21 protein-coding genes are annotated in these 18,515 nt (G+C 67.9%); 13 read left to right on the plus strand and 8 right to left on the minus strand.

Annotation, left to right across the window (positions count from 1 at the left end):
- The first annotated feature begins 28 nt into the window (after positions 1-28).
- Positions 29-655: a DUF4232 domain-containing protein gene (locus tag ON43_RS16165; RefSeq protein ID WP_245568618.1), complete on the plus strand. Its 627-nt coding sequence runs from the start codon at positions 29-31 to the stop codon at positions 653-655.
- An 18-nt stretch (positions 656-673) separates the two neighbouring features.
- On the opposite strand, the gene ON43_RS16170 is transcribed toward ON43_RS16165, so the two are convergent.
- Complete coding sequence (locus tag ON43_RS16170; protein WP_083913459.1) at positions 674-1,996, minus strand: cytochrome P450; 1,323 nt, start codon at positions 1,994-1,996, stop codon at positions 674-676.
- A gap of 138 nt (positions 1,997-2,134) precedes the next feature.
- Here ON43_RS16170 and ON43_RS16175 point away from each other — a divergent pair, with 138 nt between their 5' ends.
- Together ON43_RS16175 and ON43_RS16180 are read left to right on the plus strand one after the other, a co-directional pair.
- A complete protein-coding gene (locus ON43_RS16175) occupies positions 2,135-3,271 on the plus strand; it encodes an epoxide hydrolase family protein (RefSeq protein ID WP_040808292.1) in 1,137 nt (378 codons plus the stop codon).
- A gap of 77 nt (positions 3,272-3,348) precedes the next feature.
- Positions 3,349-4,002, plus strand: a complete 654-nt coding sequence (locus tag ON43_RS16180; protein ID WP_040808293.1) for a maltokinase N-terminal cap-like domain-containing protein — start codon at positions 3,349-3,351, stop codon at positions 4,000-4,002.
- Here the strand turns inward: ON43_RS16180 and ON43_RS16185 are convergent.
- Positions 3,989-4,633 (minus strand): TetR/AcrR family transcriptional regulator, encoded by a 645-nt coding sequence (locus tag ON43_RS16185; RefSeq protein WP_040808599.1) that lies wholly within the window; start codon positions 4,631-4,633, stop codon positions 3,989-3,991. The two genes, ON43_RS16180 and ON43_RS16185, sit on opposite strands and share 14 nt — an antisense overlap.
- 104 nt (positions 4,634-4,737) lie before the next feature.
- Between ON43_RS16185 and ON43_RS16190 the strand changes: the two genes are divergently transcribed.
- The 3 genes from ON43_RS16190 to ON43_RS16200 are packed head-to-tail and all read left to right on the plus strand — an operon-like array spanning position 4,738 to position 7,350.
- A complete protein-coding gene (locus tag ON43_RS16190; protein WP_051178510.1) occupies positions 4,738-5,796 on the plus strand; it encodes a glycoside hydrolase family 113 protein in 1,059 nt (352 codons plus the stop codon).
- 28 nt (positions 5,797-5,824) lie between these two features.
- On the plus strand, positions 5,825-6,394 hold the full coding sequence (locus ON43_RS16195) for a DUF308 domain-containing protein (protein ID WP_040808295.1): 570 nt from the start codon (positions 5,825-5,827) through the stop codon (positions 6,392-6,394).
- Positions 6,395-6,408: 14 nt separating this feature from the next.
- Positions 6,409-7,350 carry a LysR family transcriptional regulator gene (locus ON43_RS16200; protein WP_040808296.1) on the plus strand — a complete coding sequence of 314 codons (942 nt, stop codon included), beginning with the start codon at positions 6,409-6,411 and terminating at the stop codon, positions 7,348-7,350.
- Positions 7,351-7,363: 13 nt separating this feature from the next.
- On the opposite strand, the gene ON43_RS16205 is transcribed toward ON43_RS16200, so the two are convergent.
- Entirely contained in the window at positions 7,364-8,044 is a 681-nt protein-coding gene (locus ON43_RS16205; RefSeq protein WP_157514063.1) for a hypothetical protein, read from the minus strand.
- A 78-nt stretch (positions 8,045-8,122) separates the two neighbouring features.
- Here ON43_RS16205 and ON43_RS16210 point away from each other — a divergent pair, with 78 nt between their 5' ends.
- Genes ON43_RS16210 through ON43_RS16220 form a run of 3 tightly spaced genes read left to right on the plus strand, consistent with a single transcriptional unit; the run spans position 8,123 to position 10,202 of the window.
- Entirely contained in the window at positions 8,123-8,995 is an 873-nt protein-coding gene (locus ON43_RS16210; RefSeq protein ID WP_040808298.1) for an NAD(P)-dependent oxidoreductase, read from the plus strand.
- A 41-nt stretch (positions 8,996-9,036) separates the two neighbouring features.
- Positions 9,037-9,255, plus strand: coding sequence for a hypothetical protein (locus ON43_RS16215; RefSeq protein ID WP_040808299.1), 219 nt, complete (start codon positions 9,037-9,039; stop codon positions 9,253-9,255).
- 8 nt (positions 9,256-9,263) lie between these two features.
- The gene (locus tag ON43_RS16220; RefSeq protein WP_157514064.1) at positions 9,264-10,202 is read left to right on the plus strand and encodes a hypothetical protein; all 939 of its coding nucleotides are present in this window, start codon (positions 9,264-9,266) and stop codon (positions 10,200-10,202) included.
- Here the strand turns inward: ON43_RS16220 and ON43_RS16225 are convergent.
- Positions 10,174-10,884, minus strand: coding sequence for a TetR/AcrR family transcriptional regulator C-terminal domain-containing protein (locus ON43_RS16225; protein ID WP_040808301.1), 711 nt, complete (start codon positions 10,882-10,884; stop codon positions 10,174-10,176). The two genes, ON43_RS16220 and ON43_RS16225, sit on opposite strands and share 29 nt — an antisense overlap.
- Before the next feature lie 86 nt (positions 10,885-10,970).
- On the opposite strand from ON43_RS16225, the gene ON43_RS16230 reads away from it, so the two are divergent.
- On the plus strand, positions 10,971-12,551 hold the full coding sequence (locus ON43_RS16230; RefSeq protein ID WP_040808302.1) for an FAD-dependent monooxygenase: 1,581 nt from the start codon (positions 10,971-10,973) through the stop codon (positions 12,549-12,551).
- A gap of 108 nt (positions 12,552-12,659) precedes the next feature.
- Positions 12,660-13,856 carry a DUF418 domain-containing protein gene (locus ON43_RS16235; protein WP_040808303.1) on the plus strand — a complete coding sequence of 399 codons (1,197 nt, stop codon included), beginning with the start codon at positions 12,660-12,662 and terminating at the stop codon, positions 13,854-13,856.
- Here the strand turns inward: ON43_RS16235 and ON43_RS16240 are convergent.
- From ON43_RS16240 to ON43_RS16255, 4 genes are all read right to left on the minus strand, one after another.
- Complete coding sequence (locus ON43_RS16240) at positions 13,817-14,656, minus strand: NAD(P)H-binding protein (protein WP_040808305.1); 840 nt, start codon at positions 14,654-14,656, stop codon at positions 13,817-13,819. The two genes, ON43_RS16235 and ON43_RS16240, sit on opposite strands and share 40 nt — an antisense overlap.
- Positions 14,657-14,743: 87 nt before the next feature.
- Entirely contained in the window at positions 14,744-15,103 is a 360-nt protein-coding gene (locus ON43_RS16245; protein ID WP_040808306.1) for a VOC family protein, read from the minus strand.
- 27 nt (positions 15,104-15,130) lie between these two features.
- Entirely contained in the window at positions 15,131-15,967 is an 837-nt protein-coding gene (locus ON43_RS16250; protein WP_040808307.1) for an alpha/beta fold hydrolase, read from the minus strand.
- Between the two features lie 301 nt (positions 15,968-16,268).
- Complete coding sequence (locus tag ON43_RS16255) at positions 16,269-17,171, minus strand: LysR family transcriptional regulator (RefSeq protein ID WP_040808309.1); 903 nt, start codon at positions 17,169-17,171, stop codon at positions 16,269-16,271.
- A gap of 91 nt (positions 17,172-17,262) precedes the next feature.
- Here ON43_RS16255 and ON43_RS16260 point away from each other — a divergent pair, with 91 nt between their 5' ends.
- Both ON43_RS16260 and ON43_RS16265 read left to right on the plus strand, forming a co-directional pair.
- Complete coding sequence (locus ON43_RS16260; RefSeq protein WP_245568619.1) at positions 17,263-17,583, plus strand: DUF1330 domain-containing protein; 321 nt, start codon at positions 17,263-17,265, stop codon at positions 17,581-17,583.
- 16 nt (positions 17,584-17,599) lie between these two features.
- Positions 17,600-18,481 (plus strand): PhzF family phenazine biosynthesis protein, encoded by an 882-nt coding sequence (locus ON43_RS16265; RefSeq protein WP_040808310.1) that lies wholly within the window; start codon positions 17,600-17,602, stop codon positions 18,479-18,481.
- Positions 18,482-18,515: the final 34 nt, after the last annotated feature.

Consider the following 18,515-nt stretch of genomic DNA (forward strand, 5'->3'; position numbering starts at 1 on the left):
CTGTTTCCGAACCGGGAGGAGTTGGGAAATGCGTTTTCGCGGAGGGATTTTCGTCGTTGCCGTCGGGTCGATGGCATTGGCGGCGGGCTGCTCGAACTCGAACACCCAGTCACCGCCGTTCTTCACCACGACCAGCCGGACGGCGACCACCACTGCGATGCCGGACGGTAGCGTCGACCCGACCGGAACCACCGGGGCCTCGGCTACCACGCCCCCGGGAACTCCCACGGCCCTGGCCCCGTACGCCGCGTGCGGCAAGGGACAGGTCGATGTCACCGCGGAGGTCATGTCGCCGGGCACCGGACACCGCGGCGTGAAAATCACCTTCGCGCTGGCCCCCGGTGCGGCCCCCTGCACGCTGACCGGATACCCCGGCGTCGATACGGGCGCGGGCGGACCGCTGCTGCACGCCGACCGCACACCACGCGGCTATATGGGCGGCCTGCCGCAGGGCAGCGACGAGCCGCCGGCGGTGACGCTCCTGTCCGGCCATCCGGCCAATGCGGTGGTGGAGGGCGTCGCCTTCGACAGCTCCGGAAGCGGATGCCCGCTCTACACGAGTCTGCTGGTGACACCGCCCAATACGACCGACACCCGCACCGTCGCGGTCACCATCGACAGCTGTGCCCTGCACGTCCACCCGGTCACCGGCTGACGGCCACAACCCCCGTCGCTACACCGAACTGTCGGCGGTCACCACCACGCGTGCACCATCCGCCGGGACATGGGTGATGTTTCGAATCCGCGACTTCTCGTGCCCCGCGCCCGCGGGCAGCGAAAGCCGGTGCCGGGTAAGGATTTCCCGCAGCACCGCCGTGCCTTCCATGAGCGAGAACCCGGCCCCGATACACCGGCGCACCCCGCCGCCGAACGGCAGCCAGGTATTCACGGCGACCTCGCCGTCGAGGAACCGTTCCGGCCGGAACGTCAGTGCGTCCGGGAAGGCCTCGGTGCGCTGATGCGCCAGCAGGATCGAGGTCGACACCACGGTGCCCTTCGGCAGGTCCAGGCCGCCGATGGTCATGTCGCGGGTCAGTTTCCGTCCGGTCGCGGCGATCACCGTATGCAGGCGCATCGCCTCCTTGAGGACCGCCTCGAGATACTTCTCGTCACCATCGTGGGCCGCGCGCCGCGCCCGCGCCTGAATCTCCGGATTGGCGGCCAGCTCGTGGCACGCCCACGACAGCGCGGAGGCGGTCGTCTCGTGCCCGGCCAGCAGCAGCGTCACCAGCTGATCGCGCAGTTCGGCGTCGGACAGCGGTGCGTCGGAGGGATTCTCACCGGACCCGACCGCCAGCAGCCGCGACAGCACATCGGCGCGCCCCTCCAGATCCGGGTGCGCGCGCCGCTCCACAATCTCGCTGTAGAGCAGCTCGTCGATGGCGATCTGATTGTCGACGAAGCGCTTCCACATGCCGCGGCGTTCCAGGAACGGGTACTTCCAGCCGAAGAAGATGAGCGGATTGATATTCACGATGCGGCGCAGCCGGGGTGCGAGTTCATCGCGGCGGCGTTCATCGGTCATGCCGAACACGACCTGCATGATGACATCGAGTGTCAGGTCGTTCATGCGGTCCAGGGTGTGCACCGTCGATCCGGAGGCCCAGCGGTCGACATGCGTCTTGGCGATGGCGTCGACCACCGTGCGATACCCGCGCAGCGACGAACCGACGAATGCGGGCATGAGCAGCCGCCGGGCCCGGGCATGCTCGTCCTCGTCGGTGAGCAGTAGCGAATGCTCGCCCATGATGCGGCCGAGCAGCCGATTGCCCTCGCCGGCATGCAGATCCGCCGGGTCGGCGGCGAAGATCTCCCGGATGTGCTCCGGCCGCGAGAAGATCACCAGTTTCTCGGCATACGGTGCGACCAGGCGCAGGCTGAAGACGTCGCCGTACCGGCGCGCCGCCCCTTGCAGCAGTGCGCCGCGCCATTTGGCGTACAGCACGGTCTGCACGATGCTCGGCAATGGCGGTCCGGGCGGATAAGCGGTGCTCACAGTGCCGATCCCTTTCGCATGCGCCGCCTCGTCGCGGCTGAATCGCTCTGTCTCACAGCGTAGAACGCAGGCGGGCCGCAGCGGAACGGCCGCCGGTATAGGACCGGAGCGGACCTACATCCTTCCTAGGGTGGAGACATGACTCCCACCGAGCCCTTCCGAATCGCTGTTCCGGACACCGACATCGAAGATCTTCGCACCCGCCTGGCCCGCACCCGCTGGCCGGAGGAGCTGCCCGGCGTGGGCTGGACCTACGGCATTCCCACCGCCTACGTGCGGGAGCTGTGCGAGTACTGGGGGAGCGGTTACGACTGGCGCACCCACGAGGCCGCGCTGAATCGGCTGCCGCAGTTCCGTACCGAGATCGACGGGCAGCGAATGCATTTCACGCATGTCCGGTCCCCCGAAGCCGATGCGCTGCCGCTCGTGCTCATCCACGGCTGGCCCTTCGAGGATTTCACCGAGCTGATCGGCCCGCTCACCGATCCCCGCGCCCACGGCGGCGATCCGGCCGATGCCTTCCACCTGGTGATCCCGACCCTGCCCGGCTTCGGCTTCTCGGGGCCGACCCACCGCGCCGGTGACGCGTCGACCGAGCGCAGCGCCGAGCTGATCGCGAAGCTCATGGCCGCGCTGGGTTACGACCGCTACGGCACGCAGGGCGGCGACGCCGGCTCGTTCATCGCGCCCCAGGTGGGCCGCATTGCCACTAAGCACGTGGTCGGTGTCCACCTCAACGACCCGATCACCATCCCGTCCTGGAACGACGACGGCTCCGGCTACAGCGCCAGCGACCAGGAAAAGCTGGCCTACCTGCAGGATTGGAGCAGCCGCGACACCTCCGGCTACGCGGGCATGCACTCCACCCGCCCGCAGACCCTCGCCCCGGCCATGTCCGATTCCCCGGCCGCCCTGCTGGCGTGGGTGCTCGATGTCGTGAACACCTTCAAGGATCCGGCCAAGGCGACCCCGACCGATGCGATCGACCGCGACATGCTGCTGACCAACCTGTCGGTGCTGTGGTTCACCGACACCGCCGGATCGTCGATGCGCCTCTACAAGGAATCCCAGCAGTGGGGCGCGGAACCGTCGAACTCCGGTGTCCCCACCGGCGTGGCCGTCTTCCCCGGCAATCACACCGTGCGCGGCATCGCCGAGCGGCAGAACACGCTCGTGCACTGGTCGGAATTCCAGCGCGGCGGCCATTTCGCGGCCATGGAAGCCCCCGATCTGCTCACCGCCGACCTGCGGGAGTTCTTCCGCAAACTCCGCTGAGCGATCCCCGAAAACCGAATCATCCACAGCCGCACCAGATTCGGCCGCCAGTCCGGCGCTTCTGGCAGGATGGGCGCATGGCGGAGATCCATGAGACGACCGTGAAGCCCGGAAAACTGGAGTTGCTGACGCGGTGGCTGCCCACCAGACACTGGTATCTCGGCTCCGGGGAGCCCGCCCTCACGAAATCCGGCGGCTTCCGCCTCGACGATCCCGACGGCGAGGTCGGCATCGAGCTCATGGTCATCACCGATACCTCGGGCGCCGAACCGGTTGTCTACCTCGTTCCCATGACCTACCGCGGCGCTCCCGTCGAGGGTCTCGACCACGCCCTCATCGGCACCGCCGAGCACGGTGTCCTGGGCCCGCGCTGGTTCTACGACGCGGCCCACGACCCGGTGTTCATCGAACAGGCCGCGCACCTGCTCGCGGGCAAGGCCACCCCGCAGGACCAGAACACCAGCGACACCCCCGACCTGACCGTGCACCTGGTGCCGGGTGACATCCTCACTCCCGCAGCGGGATTCCGGCCTACGGTCATCGACACCGAGGCCCACACCGATATCGCCTTCGACTCCGACCGCTCCACCAACGCGGGCGCGGAACTGATCCGCCTGCACCGCCGTCTGAGCATCGGCGCGCCCACCCATTCCGACCGCAGCCATGTCGACGCCCCGTGGGTGGCCCCCGACGGCACGCTGCGGCGCGGGATCTTCCTCAGCGCGCCCTGAGGTCCTGTTCGGCCGCGTCGAATGCGGGCAGCAGCGGGGTGAGTGCGGCCCGGAGCAGGCCGGGCAGCGAGCCGGACGCGACGACGAAGCCGGTGGTCGCCGAGGTACCGACCATCGGCTGTAGCCATTGCTCGAGTGCGACGCGGACGGCGGCGGTCACACCGGCTGCCAGCACGCGGGCGGTGAGTTCATCGCTGCCGGTGAGGCGTTCGGCGATCGCGGCGGCAAGGGGTTTCGAGATCGAGCCGGTGCTGCTGAGGTACGCCTCGCGCAGTGCCGGGTGCGTGGTGATGAACAACAGTGCGTCGCGGCGACTTTCGTCCGGGTCGGTGTACTGCGCCACGATCGCCTCGACGATGGCGTCGGCGAGCCGAACCTCCGGGGTTCGAGCCGCCACCATCGCCGCGATGCTCGTCTCCCGCTCGGCGGTGACGGCGGCGACGATCGCCTGCTCACGACTCGAGAAGTAGTTGTTGTAGGTCCGCGGCGAGACGCCGGCCGCCTCGGCGATGTCCTCGACCCGCACATTGTCCGGTCCCTGTTCCCGGGCCAACCGCAGCGCGGCTTCCCGCAGCGCTGCACGGGTGGCCTGCTTTTTGCGTTCGCGCAATCCCGCCGGTCTCGTTGGCACGATTCGATCCTGCCACATAAACGTGCGTGTGCGAAATATTGCGTGCACGCATGTTTTGCGGCTACCTTGGCGTTTGCCAACCAACGACCGAAGGGATCAGGCATATGCGAGCCAGAGGGATGACCTACGACACCGGCTTCATCCAGAACGGGCAGGCGTCACGGAAGGAGTTCGACCCCGAGATCGTCCGGCGGGAGCTGACCATCATCCGAGATGATCTGCACTGCAACGCCGTTCAGATCGTCGGGGGTGATGCCGACCGGCTGGAACTGGCGGCCCGGTGCGCCGCCGAACTCGGGCTGGAGGTGTGGTTCTCGCCCTACCCCCTGGAACAAACGAATGCGCAGATCCTGTCCCTGTTCGCCGACTGCGCGCGCCGCGCCGAGCGGCTGCGGCAGACGGGAGCCGAGGTCGTGTTCGTCACCGGCGTCGAATTGAGCCTGATGAACCCGGAATTCCTGCCCGGGAACACCGTCTGGGAGCGGCTCGAATCCCTGCTCGGAGACCCGTACGGCCGCAATGAGCGAGTCGGTGAGCTGGTCGCCCGGCTCGACGACTTCCTCGGCAAGGCCGTCGCCGTGGTGCGCGAGCACTTCGGAGGCCGGATCACCTACTGCGCCATACCGTTCGAGCGGATCGACTGGACGCCGTTCGACATCGTCTCGATCGAACTCATCCGCTCCGCCGAGGTCGCCGATCGGTTCCGCGCGGGCGTGCGCGATCTGGTCGCACAGGGAAAACCCTTGGCGGTCACCGGATTCGGCACGGCCACCTGGCAGGGCGCGGCCGATGTGGCGCCGCGCAGCAACGAGATCGTGGAGTACGACGCGGGCGGCGCTGCGATTCGGCTGAACGGTGACTACCCCCGCGACGAGGCCGGGCAGGCAACCTACCTGAGCGAACTGCTCGAGATCTTCGACAGCGAAGGCGTCGACAGCACCTTCGTATTCCTGTTCGCCCTGCACAGCCACCCGCACCGCCCCGATGGCGATCCCCGCGACGACCTCGATCGCGCCAGCCTCGGCATCGTGAAGGTCCTGGAGGACCGGCACGGCACCACCTATCCGGACATGACCTGGGAACCCAAAGCGGCCTTCACCGCCGTCGCGCGGTCCTACGGCAGCGCGCACGACGCGCCGGGGATCATGCAAACGTCCATTTAGCTGGGCATTTCGGTCATATCATGGGTGCATGCCCGCCACTCGATTCGAAGGGCGAACCGACGTATTCGCCGACTGGGCTTGGCAGTCGCTGGTCGTGACCGGCGGCTGTTCCATCGTGTTGGGTGTGGTGCTGGCCGTGTGGCCGGGCAAGTCGGCCACCGTCGCGGGCACCCTGTTCGGGCTGGTGCTGGTGGCGTCCGCGGCGGTGCAGCTGGTCGTGGCGTTCGGGGCGCGGATCAGCACCCCGCTCAAGCTGGCCGAGGCGGCGAGCGCGATCATCGCGCTGGGACTGGCGGCCTGGACGTTCAGTAGCGGCGAATCCGTTGCGCTGCTGTCGTTGTGGATCGGTATGGGCTGGGTGGTGCGCGGGATCGTGCTGGCCATTGTGGGGGTGTGGTCGGAGCAGTTCCAGGGCGCGGGGCGGCTGGAGCTGGTCGGGCTGGCGACCTTGGTGGTCGGCGTGATCATCGTGGTGATTCCCTACGAGTCCATGACGGCGCTGTCGGTCTCGGTCGGCCTGCTGACAGTCGTGCTCGGGGTCTCGGAGATGCTGCTGGGCGCGCGCGTGGAGCGGGGCGCGGAACCGTCCGTCGTCTAAGTAGGGTGTGGCGGGTGGATCTCACCGCCGTGCGCACCTTCGTCACCGTCGCGGAAGCCGGTCAGTTCCAGGACGCCGCCGCCGAGCTGTCGATCACACAGCAGGCGGTGTCCAAACGCATTGCGGCACTGGAGAAATATCTCGAAGTGCGGCTCTTCGCGCGCACCGCTCGCGGCGCGCGGCTCACCGTCGACGGCGAGGCCTTCCTGCCCCATGCCCGAGAACTGCTCCGGGTAGCCGTCCGCGCCGAGGCCTCGGTGCGACCGGGCCGGCGTGGGCTGCGCGTCGATGTAGTGGCCCGGCGCATCGTCACCGCAGGTCTCCTGCAGGACTTCCACCGCGGCCATCCAGACATCGAACTCGATATCGTCACACTCGAAGGCGACGTGGACACCGCCGTCGCCGCCATCGAGTCCGGAACGGTCGACGCCACCTTCCACGCCATCCCCACACACCTGCGGCTTTCCGAAGCGGTCCGAGCCACCCGGGTCATCGACGAGCCACACGAGCTCCTCGTCGGCCCCCGCCACCCGCTCGCCGATGCCCGCACTCTCACGCCCTCGCAACTGGCGGGCCACCGGATCTGCATCCCGGGCTTGCCCTCCCACGGCGAAACCGCGGACTACTACACCGAACTCACCACTACCTTCGGCTTCACCCTCGACGTCCTCGGCCCGGTCTTCGCGAAGGAGTCCCTGCTGGACGAGCTCGCCGACTCTCCCGATCTGGCAACGCTGGTCGGCGAAGGAACCCGGTTCCTGTGGCCCGACAGCTACGACCTCCGCCGCATCCCGATCCGCCACCCCACTCCGATCTACCCGCTGTCACTCATCTGGCGCGCCGACAACCCCCATCCCGCCCTCGCCACCCTCCGCGAACACCTCACTGTCAGGTATGCGGAGACTTCTAGAGCCGATATCTGGGAACCCCAATGGGCCCAGCATGTTTCGCGCTGACCCCGATCGGTGATCAGTTGTCGGCCTTGGTCTCGAACCACACGGTCGCCGTCGTGCCGTGATCCTGGACCGCCACGCACAGCTGGTGGCGATCGAAGCCCCACCCGGCTTCTCGGCACTGATTCCAGATGGCGTGCGGGTCCGGATCCGAGCCCTTCTCCGGCCAGCCGTGCTCCTGCCCGAGATGCCGGATGAGCGTCGCGGCCACCCCGCCGTCGTTGCCATTCGCACTGCCGATCTCGAAAATGCGGCCGCAGATGGTCGGGGACGTGCCGCAACCCTGCGAGTGGTTGTCCACGACCACGAGCCCCGCGGGCAGCGGCAGGAGTTCCGAACTCGACGGCACCGACGCGCGCTGGCCGTGCGCGGCCAGAATGGCTATCCCGCCGAAGACGACGGTGGTGAGAACGTACGCGCCACAGAGGATCACCGCGATGCGAGTGCGGACAGGCGATGGTCCGGGGCCGGCCGCACGATGGTCCAGCACCAGTCCGCAAATGAGCATCACTCCGATCACCACGATCAACCCGGCCTCGACAGTCGTCTGCTCCGTACCGAGGATCCAGCCCCGCCCCACCGCGACCAGAGCCACGCCCGATAGCGCGAGCAGCACACCGACGGCGAGCCTCACCCGCGCGGTCCGTGCCCCGACGAGCCAGAGCACCAGCGGTGCAAGCGAAATCGCCCAGATCATGTGTTTCCCCCACCCGGGATCGGATCCGATCCCGAAATCCACTTAGCCGGACGGAACCGGTCTCTGTATGGTTCGCGCGTGGCGACGATTGCGTTTCTGGGGCTGGGGCGGATGGGTGCGGGGATGGCCGGGCGGCTGGTTGCCGCGGGGCATGAGGTGACGGTGTTCAACCGGTCGCCGGAGAAGGCTGGCGAACTGGTGACGGCGGGAGCGACGTTCGCGGCGACGCCGCGTGAAGCCGTGCGAGGCGCGGAGGCGATCTTCGCGATGGTGGCCGATGACGATGCGTCGCGGGCGGCCTGGCTCGGCGAGGACGGGGCGCTGGCGGGGGAGTACACGGCCAACGCGTTCGCAGTCGAGTTCTCGACCATCTCCCGGCCGTGGGTGCTGGAATTGGCGAAACAGGCGACGGCACACGGTCTTCGGTATCTGGATTCGCCCGTGACCGGACTGCCGGACGCCGCGGCGGCCGGCGAGTTGATCCTGTTCGTGGGGGCCGATACCGCCCATCTCGAGGAGGCCCGTCCGCTGCTCGAACCGTTGTGCACCGACATCGTCCATTTCGGGGACGTCGGTGCGGGCACCAGCTACAAGCTGATCCAGAACCTGCTGGGGTCGATCCAGATCGCCGCCACCGCCGAGGCATTGCGCACCGCCGAGCTGGCCGGACTCGATCCGGCGACGGTGGGCGCCACACTGTCGCGCGGCGGCGCGGCGAGTCCGACGGTGATCCGCATGTGCCGGGAGATGCTGGCGGGCAGCCATGATCGCGATATCGCCTTCACGGCGGCACTTCGCCTGAAGGACACCCGCATCGGCGTCGAACTCTCCGATGCGGTCGGCACCCCGGCGGCGCTGGGGCACACCGCGCTGGAGATTTTCGAGCGCCTGGTCGCCGCCGGGCACGGCGAGCTCTCCGAGACCAAGGTCATCGATCTGCTTCGCGGCTGAAAGATCGATGCGCCCAAAGCAATTCGGATAGGCTGGGCGATGTGTCGGAATTGGATCGACTGTCGGGGATCAGTCGGGTTCCGCGCGCGGATATCGAAGCACTGGGGGAGCTCGACGAGGGGCGGTACGCGGTGCTGTGCGCGGCCTTCGAAAGGGCGCGCGATCGGCGCGAGCGGGAATTGAGCGCGGCCATCGACAACGGACTCACCCTGGTGCCGCCATTATTGCGGCGGATGGCGCGCCGCGTGCTCTTTACCTGAGGTGACGCATGACGAGTCTGGCATCCCGTGCCGAAGTGGTGAAGCTGGCTCGCGAATTACACATCACGCCCGAGGATCTGGACTTTCTGCTCGACAGTGATCCGGTCGCGCTGCGGCGCTTGCGGCGCGGCATGTATCGGGCGCTGGACGCGCCGTATCGGCCCATGTTCGAGCGATTGGCGTGGGTCAGCGGCATGATTCCGAACAGTCTCGCGGTCACCATCGCGACCCGGTTCTTCGGGCCCATGCTGTGCGGCATGGTGGCCAGCTCGCTCAGCCCGGATCGGGCCGTGGACCTGATCGGGCATGTACCGGTCGAGTTCCTCGCCGATGTCTCGGCTTATGTCGATCCCGACGCCGCCACGCCGATCGTCCAGCGCTTCGACACCGACGTACTGGTGCCGGTACTGCGGGAATTGTTGCGCCGCAAGGACTATGTGACCTTGGCCCGGTTCATCGTGGCGACCTCGGACGCGCAACTGCTGGCGGTACTGCCCTATATCGAATCGGGTGAGGACCTGCTGATGGTCGCGTTCAATGCCGAACTCGACACGGTGGCGGACCGTTTCGAGTTCGTGCTGGCGAATCTGGAAGACGACCGCATCCGGGATGTCCTGCGCGCCGGATACGAAAAGGACCTGTTCACCGAGGCGCTCACCGTCCTGGCCCTGCTCGGCGACGAGACCCTGGTGCGGGTGGCCGAGGTGACGGCCGGGATGGACGCCGACGTGCTCGCCTACATCGTGACCTCCGCCGCGCGCGAGAACGCCTGGGCCGAGCTGATTCCCATCGCCGCCGCCATGCCCCCGGAGCAGTTGAACAAGTTCCTGGAACTCGACGTCTGGACCGAGGAGTACCTGACCGCCGCCGCTGCCGTGGCCGAACAGGACGGCCGATTCGAGGAACTGCTGCGCCGGGTTACCGAGGCGGGCGCGCGGCTCGACTGACACCCTCGAGCACGCACGCCAGGCCGAATTCGAAACTCTGCGTTGCCGTCGGGTCCTCCGCCTCGCGCATCCGCCGGGTGAGATGGGGGTACTCGCCGCTGGCGATGACCTCCTGCATATACGGGGCGACACTGGCCCGCCATTGCTCCTCGGTGAGCCCGGTGCGTCGTTGGGCCCGCAGTTCGGCCAGCTCCTGGTTGACCGCGCCGAAGACATAGGCCGACACGGTGTCGATCAGTTGCGCGGCCAGGCTGATGTCCGCGGTGAGCTCGATTCCGGCGGCCATGGCGATATCGAAGCGGCGCAAAGCGTTCGGGCCGAGCGCGGGTCGGCCCGCGAGCTCGGGTCCCAGCCAGCGGTGCCGCAGCAGCATGTCGCGCATCTGACGGGCGACGGCGGCGAGGTCGGCCCGGCCGTCGCCCGACAAGGTCGGCTGCTCCGATTCGCCTTGTGCCGCATCGATCATCAGGTCCAGCAGTTCGTCGCGATTGGCGACGTATCGGTAGAGCGAGGCGGTACCGGAGGCAAGCTCGCTCGCCACCCGGCGCATGGACACCGCCTCGAGGCCCTCGGCATCGGCGATGGCGAGCGCGGTGCCGACGATGCGATCGATGCTCGGCGCGCGCCGCGCCGGATCGCGCCGCTCCTTGCTCCACACCAATTGCGGCGTGTCCTCCGTCATCGCGCTTCTCCTTCCGTTGCGCTCACCCTAACACTGTGGTTACGGTGTATCCAGAACGGCTACGGTGTATCCATAAGGGGATTGTGATGGCAGAGAACAAGATTCCGGTGCTGATCGCGGGTGGCGGCTCGGTCGGCTTGGCCGCCGCCCTGTTCCTCACGGGCAAGGGCGTGGCACCGCTGGTGGTGGACCAGCTCGACGGCCCCTCGCCGCATCCGCGCGCCACCGGCGTGGGGCGGCGGACCACGGAGATGCTGCGTGCGGAGGGGCTGCAGGACGCGGTGTACGCGCTGAGCATCGATCTGACCGGGATGGTCGGCAAGGTGCGTGCGACCAGCCTCGCCGATATGGATTTCGAGTCGATGCAAGGACCCGCGCCCGCGGTCCCGGCCGCGCAGGATGACACGAGTCCTGGCATTCTGCGCGGCCCGTGCCCGCAGCATCTGCTGGACAGTGTGGTGTTGCCCGCCGCGCGGGAACGCGGTGCGGTGGTGCGGTATTCGACGCGGCTGGAGTCGTTCACCCAGGACGAATCCGGGGTGCGCGCGGTGCTCTCGGACGGCGAGGTCGTGCATGCGGACTACCTGATCGCGGCCGATGGCGTGCGCAGCGATATCCGCACGGCCCTGGGCATCGGCACGAGCGGCCCGGGACCGCTCGGCGACACCAATATGAGTCTGTTGTTCCGTGCCGATCTGACCCCGTACCTGCGGGGGCGGCGGTTCGTGACCTGCAATATCGAGAATCCGGCGGTGCGCGGGATGCTCGTGACCGTCGACGCCGCCAAGGAGTGGATCTTGCACGTCCCGGGCACCGACGGAGTCGAGGAATTCACCGAGGAGCGCTGCGTCGACCTGATTCGCGCGGCGATCGGTGATCCCGACGTGCAGGTGGAGGTCGTGAGCGTCCTGCCGTGGCGGCCGAGGGGATTGCTGGCCGATCGGTTCCGGGACGGGCGCGTGTTCCTCGTCGGCGATGCGGCGCACGCGGTGTCGCCGCTGGGTGCGTTCGGCCTCAATACCGGGTTCGCCGACGCCCACAATCTGGCGTGGAAAATCGCGGCCGTGCAGCAGGGTTGGGCCGGTCCGGGGCTGCTGGACACCTATGAGGTCGAGCGGCACGCGGTCGCGGCCATGACGCTCGAGCAGGCGTTGCTGCGCTGGCCGGATCCGCGATTGCACTGGGAGAACGGTCCGGAGATCGTGGCCGCGCGCCGGGCGGGCGGTGTGCTCAACGCGCCGCTGGTGCACGTCGGGTACCGGTACGACTCGGCCGCGGTGATCGGCGCGCAGCCGGAACTGCCCGATACCGAAGATGTTTCGCTGGTGCTCGACGGCACGCCGGGCTCCCGGCTGCCGCATCGCTGGCTCGAGCAGGACGGTGAACGGGTGTCGACGCTGGACCTGGTCTCGGGTGTCACGCTGCTGACCGCTGATCAGAGCTGGGCGGACGCCGCGCGGAAGGTGGGACGGACGCTCGCGCTCGACCTGACGGTGCATCGTATTCCGGCCGCCGAGTCCGAGTGGCTGCGCACTGTCGGCATTGATGCATCCGGTGCAGTGTTGGTGCGTCCCGATCAGATGATCGCCTGGCGGACAGCCACACTGCCCGGGACCCCGGCCGAGGTTCTGACCGATGTGCTCGAGCGGGTGCTCGCGCGCCGCTAGTCCGGCCAGGGGATGACTGTGGACAGCTGTCAATACCGCTGAGGTCGCATGGGAATCAGGGTCCGCGAGGGATGTGCCGGGCAACGCGCCAGCCCTAGCGTGGATAGCATGTCCCAGCAGGTCGATACGCAGGTGTCCGGTGCGGTCCAAGGCCAACGAATCGGCGTCGTCGACAGCCTGCGCGGCTTCGCGCTCTTCGGGATTCTGGTCACCAATACCGTGGTCGCGACCATGCTCTGGTCGTCGCCCGGCGCGGGCAAGGATCCGCATCCGATGTTCGACGGCACCGTGGACCGGTTCGCGTACGGATTGATCGACGGACTGTTCCTCGGGAAGTTCTATCTGCTGTTCGCGTTCCTGTTCGGCTATTCGTTCACCCTGCAGATCGCGGCGGCGCGACGGACCGGTGCCGCGCCTGTGCCGCGATTACTGCGGCGGTGTCTGGCGTTGTTTCTCATCGGATTGGCCCATGTGCTGCTGTTGTGGCTCGGCGACATCCTCACGCTGTACGCGGGACTGTGCCTGATCCTGGTGCTGCTGCGCGGAATTCGGCCGCGGACGGCGTTCATCACCGGGCTGGTGCTGTATTTCGCGTTCGCCGCGCTGGCATTCATCCCCGGCAATGGCGGGCTGACAGGAATCGGGGAGATCTTCGATTTGCAGCGCATGCACGATGGCTTCACCGGCAATTTCGGTGACACCCTCGCCGCGCAGCTGTCGTTCGGACCGAAGTTCATGCTGTTCACATGGATTGGTCAGGGCATTCCGGCACTGGGGATGTTCCTGGTCGGCCTCGCGGCGGGCAAGCGGCGTGTGTTCGAGGACCCGGAATGGATCAGCCGCTGGCTGCCGCGCGCCCTGCTGGTCGGTTTCGGTGTGGGGCTGCCGATTTCCGTCGGCACCGTGATCCTCTCGACGGTGCACCCGGTGCTGCCCACGTTCTGGTTCGGGTTGCAGGAGCTGAGCAATCCATTCCTGACGCTCGGCTACATGGCGGGCATCGTCTGGCTGGTCCGGTTCCGGTGGGCGGGTCCGGTGTCGTGGCTCGCGCCCGCGGGGCGCATGGCGGCGTCGAACTACATCGGGCAGTCGGTGGTGATGATGCTGATCTACACCGGTTACGGTCTGGCCCTGGCCGATCGGGTGCCGCCGGCACTCGTCGTGGTGATCGCGGTCGCGACCTATCTCGTGCAGCTGCGGGTGAGCATGTGGTGGCTGCGGCGGCATCCGTACGGTCCGGTCGAGTGGCTGCTGCGCGCGGCGACCTACCTGTCGGTGCCCGCCTGGCGGAAGGCGTCGGCGTGAATCGTGGCCCACTGCCGGAAGGTTCGCGGGGCGCGTCCGGTGACCTCTTGCACGGTGGGCCGGACGATGGACTCGTCGATGGCGCCGTCGACATAGAAATCGAAGAAGGCGTTCACGTATTCGACGGGCGTGTTCTTCAACATGTCGGCGCGCGCCTCCTCGTCACTGAGGCCCACGCATTCGAGATCGCGGCCCAGGACCTCGCCCAGAATCGCGATCTGCTCGGCGGGTAGCAGCGATTCCGGTCCGGTGGGCCAGAGGACTTCACCGCGCAATGCGGGATCGGCGAAGGCTCGCGCCGCCACCGCCGCCAGATCGAAGGCGTCCAGATTCGCGGTACGCACTGTCGGGAACGGGACGCGCACCGAGTCCCCGGCATTGAGCTGCGGTAGCCAGCGCAGCGCGTTGGAGTCGAAAGCGCACGGGCGCAGGATGGTCCAGGCCGCGCCGGACTCGGTGACCTCCTGTTCGGAGGCCATCATGTAGCGGGTGACGGCATTGCCGGTGTCACCGGTGGCCGCGGAAACACCCGACAGCTGCACGATGTGCTCGACACCCGCCTTGGCCGCGGCCTGCGCGATGCCGGGGTAGCCGGGCAGCAGGAACAGCGCCCGCACGCCGTCGAGGGCCGACGCCAGGGATTCCGGTGCGCCCAGATCGCCCGCTACCGCCTCGACTCCGGCGGGCAGTGTGGCCCTGGTCGGATCGCGTACCAGCGCCCGCACCGGTTCCGCACCGTCCGCCAGCGCCGCCACGAGTTCGGCGCCGACATTGCCGGTCGCGCCCGTCACCAGAATCATGTGAGCCTCTCCCTGCTGTCCCGTATTTCGGGGCCTCAGTACAGGCTTACACGAAAAGCGAACGGCTGGAACGAATCCGGATGAAGCTCAGGGCAGATCGTAGGCCGTGGCATGCCGGGGCTGGTACAGCCCGATCTCCCCGGCGCCGGGCACCCGCAGGTGGGTGAGCAGGCCCCAGCCCGCATTGGCGACCTCGGAGGTGAACTCGACTCCCTTGGTTACGAGATCGGCCATGGTCGCGTCGAGGTCGTCGCACATCAGGTACAGCTCGGCGCGGCCGCTGTCGGCGGGGTCGGTGGGGTGGACGGCGAGTTCCGCCGGTGGCGATTTGAAGATCAGCCACCCGTCGTTCGCGTCGACGTGGGCCAGGCCGAGGACGTCACGGAAGAAGGCCCGTGCCGCCTCGGCGTCGCTGGCGTAGAGGATGGTGTGCGCACCGGTGATCATGTGCTGACGCTAACAGCGGCCGAGACGTTAAACCCGCAGGTGAGCGGCGAAAGTCTCGGCCAGTTGCTCGGCGAATTCGGCTGCTTCGGTACGCATTCCATTGTGCGCACCCGGGAATTCGGTCACCTCGATACCGATGCGCTCGGCGATCTCCACCGCGGGCCGGTACGGCAGGCATCCCCGGGTCTCACGCCCGACGGCCAGCACCAGCCGGTCCGCCACGGCGCTCAACCCAGCGTAATCGGGTATGTAGGAAGTGAATTCACGCAGCTCGTACTCCATCATGAGCGGCCCGTTCGCCATGAGACGCGCCCACATCTCCGCCGTCCGCGGCGGCAACTCGGACACCTCGGGGGAGGGCTTCATCGCATTGCCGATCCCGGCCAGGAACCGCGCCGACGCGGCCGCGAGGCCTTCGGTCCGAAAGAGCGTATGCACCTCCTCGATCATGGCGCGCTGCTCAGCCGCATCGGGAAGCACCGCAAAACACGGCGGCTCATGCGCCACCAGCCGCGCCACCCGATCCGGATGCCGGGCCAGCAGATCCAACCCCACAATCGCCCCAGAACTCCCGCCGACGATCAAGACAGGCTCATCGGTGAGATGGCTCAACAGCCGAAACACATCATCACTCTGCGTCTCGACCCGCTGCGTCTCCTGTGCCCCATCCAACACACTGCGCGAATATCCCCGCGGATCGAACGACGCCACCGTGAACCGATCCTCGAGCACCTCGGCGATCGGATCCACCGACGCCGCATCCCCGCCCCCACCCGGAATGAACACCACCAGCGGCCCGCTCCCGCGCACCTCGTAGAAAAGCGTCGCGCCAGGCACCCGCAACTGCTCGGATCTCACTGCCATCTCTCCTCTTTCACCGCGATCAACCCGCCAAACCTATGTTCCGTAGCTCGTTTCCTAAGATACATAGGTTTGGCGGGTGGGCCAACCCCGATTCGCGGCGGCCAGGCTGGTCAGAGGGCGGCGAGGCAGGCAACCCCGATGGCGTCGGCGGCCTTGTGTCCGGCATCGGCGGTATCCATGGAAAGTGTTGTCATGGCATCGAGCCTCGCGGCCCGGGCCCGGCTCAACCAGGAGGAGTCGTCCCCGGGGACGGGACCCCCAGGAACGCCGCAGCGCAGTTCGGGTTCGCGGTGCGCTTTCGTCAGTCGGGGAGCCAGTTCAGTTCGTGCGCCAGGGTTTTGGCGACGGTGCGGATCCGGCGGTGTAGTGGCGACTGCACGCGCGGGAGGACCAGGTGGAAGGTCATGCCGGGTGCGCCCCGCAACGGTCGCCACGTGAGACCGTTCGTTTGGGTCACGATCGCGGTCTCACCGGAGGGCGCGAGGGTGAGCCCGTCGCGTAGATCGCGTTGCGACATGTCGAAAGAGACTGCGGGCGTGACGAATCGGGGGTGCGGCCGGATATCGCGGAACAGGCCGGACAGCTGATCGTGGACCGCCGGGTTGGCCGCGCGGTCGGGCAGTCGCAGCGGATATGCGGCCGCCTCGGCGATATCGATCTCCGGGTGTTCGGCCAGTGGATGATGCTGTGCCATTTGGACCCCGACGCGCATCCGCCGCAGCAGGAATCGGCGCACGCCACGACCCGGCTGTTCGCCGCGAGTGATCCCCGCATCGATGCGGCCGTCCGCGACCGCGGCGGAGATCTCGGGTGTCGTCATCGGTACCGCGCCGACCTCGAGTCCCGGGCTGCTGTGAATGAGCCTGTCCACCAGTGCCGGTGCCGTCTCGGCCCCGGCACTGAGGCTGTATCCGATGCGCAGCGTGCCGAGTTCTCCGGCCCCCGCATTCCGCGCGGTGTCCCATGCTCGGTCCAGCGCCGCCAGCGCGGGCGGTGCGGACTCCGCCAAAGCCGCACCGGCCGTGGTCAATTCGACGCTACGGGTATTCCGAATCAGTAGGGGCGTACCGAGTTCCGCCTCCAATCGGCGCATCCGGGCACTGAGCGCGGGCTGTGCGATACCGATCCGTGCGGCCGCGCGGGTGAAGTTCAACTCCTGCGCCAGCACCAGAAAGTACCGCAGGCTCACCGTATCCGGCGCCACATGCCCTCCCCGTCGATTGATAACGATCCGTTCTGAGCCTATCCCGCCCCGCTCTTTCCCTCGACCACCCGCTAGGCCCTAACCTGCGCATATGACGATTGAACCGAACGCGGAGGTTGCCGTGGCCAAGGGCTACTGGATCAGTGTCTACCCCGAAATCTCCGACCCCGAGATCCTGACCGACTACAACAAGCTCGCCGGTCCGGCCGTCCACGCCGCAGGCGGACGCGTCTTGTCCCGTGGCGGTCGAGTCGTCGCCCACGAGGCCGGAATCACCCAAAAGGTCGTCCTGGTCGAGTTCGACAACTTCGAAAAGGCCGTCGCGGCATACGAGAGCGAGGCCTACCAAAAGGCGCTGACAGCCCTCCCCGCCGGCTTCCAACGCGACTTCCGCATCATCGAAGGCGACTGAGGCAGAACGCTCCCCGATGTCCTGGCCGGATATCACCGTGGTCGACGCGTGCGTACGGCGCGACGGCCGAGGTGGCAGCCCGACGGCCGTCACCGACGACGACCCGGCGGCCACCGACACGGAGCGCCGTGCGGTCGCTGCCGCCGTCGGCACCTCGCACGCCGCGTTCCTCGGCCGAGAGCGGACGCCGGACGGTGGTCGCCCGGTCCGGTTCTTCACCGCCACCGCCGAACTCTCCGGCTGCGGCCACGGAACCGTTGCCGCGCAGGCGGTTCGGTTGACCCGCACCGCACTGGGCGAGCTGCGCGACCGCCAACACACCGGCGGCCGCACCTTCGACACCGTCGCAATCCGCCGCCCCGCCGGCATCGAGGTGTGGTTCGACCAGGGCCTGGTCGCACTGCGCCACCCGTCACCGCCCGAGCGCACCGCGATCATCGCCGCGCTCGGGCTCACCACCGACGACCAGCATCCGACCGCCGCGCCCCGGATCGCCACCCCCGGCACACCACGCATCCTGGTCCCGGTCCGCGACCGCCCGGCACTGCTCCGAGTCCGCCCCCACCTCGGCAGGCTGACAGCGGCGTGCCATCGATACGGATTCCTCGGCTGCTTCGTCTACGCACCGCCCGTCGCCGACCAACCCTGTGTGGCAAGGATGTTCGCCCCCGCGATCGGCGTCGACGAGGACATCGCCAACGCCAACAGCACCGGCTGCCTAGCGGCCCACCTACTCGACACCACCGGAGCCCAGTCGCTAGCAATCGAGGTAGAGCAGGGCGACACCCTCGGCCACCCAGCCACCGTGCTCGCCTCGGCCCGCCGCACCCCAACAGGCATCACAACCCGCATCGGCGGATTAGCAGTGGTCCGCAACGGGATTGGACGCTCTTACTAACCGTTGCTCACGGTAGATTCCCCCTGGCCTGAGC

The organism is Nocardia concava NBRC 100430 (genome assembly GCF_000308815.1).
Lineage (GTDB): Bacteria > Actinomycetota > Actinomycetes > Mycobacteriales > Mycobacteriaceae > Nocardia > Nocardia concava.

What these genes read in the sequence shown, in the direction of transcription:
- ON43_RS16230 (WP_040808302.1), top strand. Translation starts at nt 10,971, where the DNA reads ATGGCAGAGAACAAGATTCCGGTGCTGATCGCGGGTGGCGGCTCGGTC.
- ON43_RS16220 (WP_157514064.1), top strand. Translation starts at nt 9,264, where the DNA reads ATGACGAGTCTGGCATCCCGTGCCGAAGTGGTGAAGCTGGCTCGCGAA.
- ON43_RS16225 (WP_040808301.1), bottom strand. Translation starts at nt 10,884, where the DNA reads ATGACGGAGGACACGCCGCAATTGGTGTGGAGCAAGGAGCGGCGCGAT.
- ON43_RS16165 (WP_245568618.1), top strand. Translation starts at nt 29, where the DNA reads ATGCGTTTTCGCGGAGGGATTTTCGTCGTTGCCGTCGGGTCGATGGCA.
- ON43_RS16235 (WP_040808303.1), top strand. Translation starts at nt 12,660, where the DNA reads ATGTCCCAGCAGGTCGATACGCAGGTGTCCGGTGCGGTCCAAGGCCAA.
- ON43_RS16175 (WP_040808292.1), top strand. Translation starts at nt 2,135, where the DNA reads ATGACTCCCACCGAGCCCTTCCGAATCGCTGTTCCGGACACCGACATC.
- ON43_RS16260 (WP_245568619.1), top strand. Translation starts at nt 17,263, where the DNA reads ATGACGATTGAACCGAACGCGGAGGTTGCCGTGGCCAAGGGCTACTGG.
- ON43_RS16265 (WP_040808310.1), top strand. Translation starts at nt 17,600, where the DNA reads ATGTCCTGGCCGGATATCACCGTGGTCGACGCGTGCGTACGGCGCGAC.
- ON43_RS16180 (WP_040808293.1), top strand. Translation starts at nt 3,349, where the DNA reads ATGGCGGAGATCCATGAGACGACCGTGAAGCCCGGAAAACTGGAGTTG.
- ON43_RS16245 (WP_040808306.1), bottom strand. Translation starts at nt 15,103, where the DNA reads ATGATCACCGGTGCGCACACCATCCTCTACGCCAGCGACGCCGAGGCG.
- ON43_RS16250 (WP_040808307.1), bottom strand. Translation starts at nt 15,967, where the DNA reads ATGGCAGTGAGATCCGAGCAGTTGCGGGTGCCTGGCGCGACGCTTTTC.
- ON43_RS16195 (WP_040808295.1), top strand. Translation starts at nt 5,825, where the DNA reads ATGCCCGCCACTCGATTCGAAGGGCGAACCGACGTATTCGCCGACTGG.
- ON43_RS16240 (WP_040808305.1), bottom strand. Translation starts at nt 14,656, where the DNA reads ATGATTCTGGTGACGGGCGCGACCGGCAATGTCGGCGCCGAACTCGTG.
- ON43_RS16190 (WP_051178510.1), top strand. Translation starts at nt 4,738, where the DNA reads ATGCGAGCCAGAGGGATGACCTACGACACCGGCTTCATCCAGAACGGG.
- ON43_RS16205 (WP_157514063.1), bottom strand. Translation starts at nt 8,044, where the DNA reads ATGATCTGGGCGATTTCGCTTGCACCGCTGGTGCTCTGGCTCGTCGGG.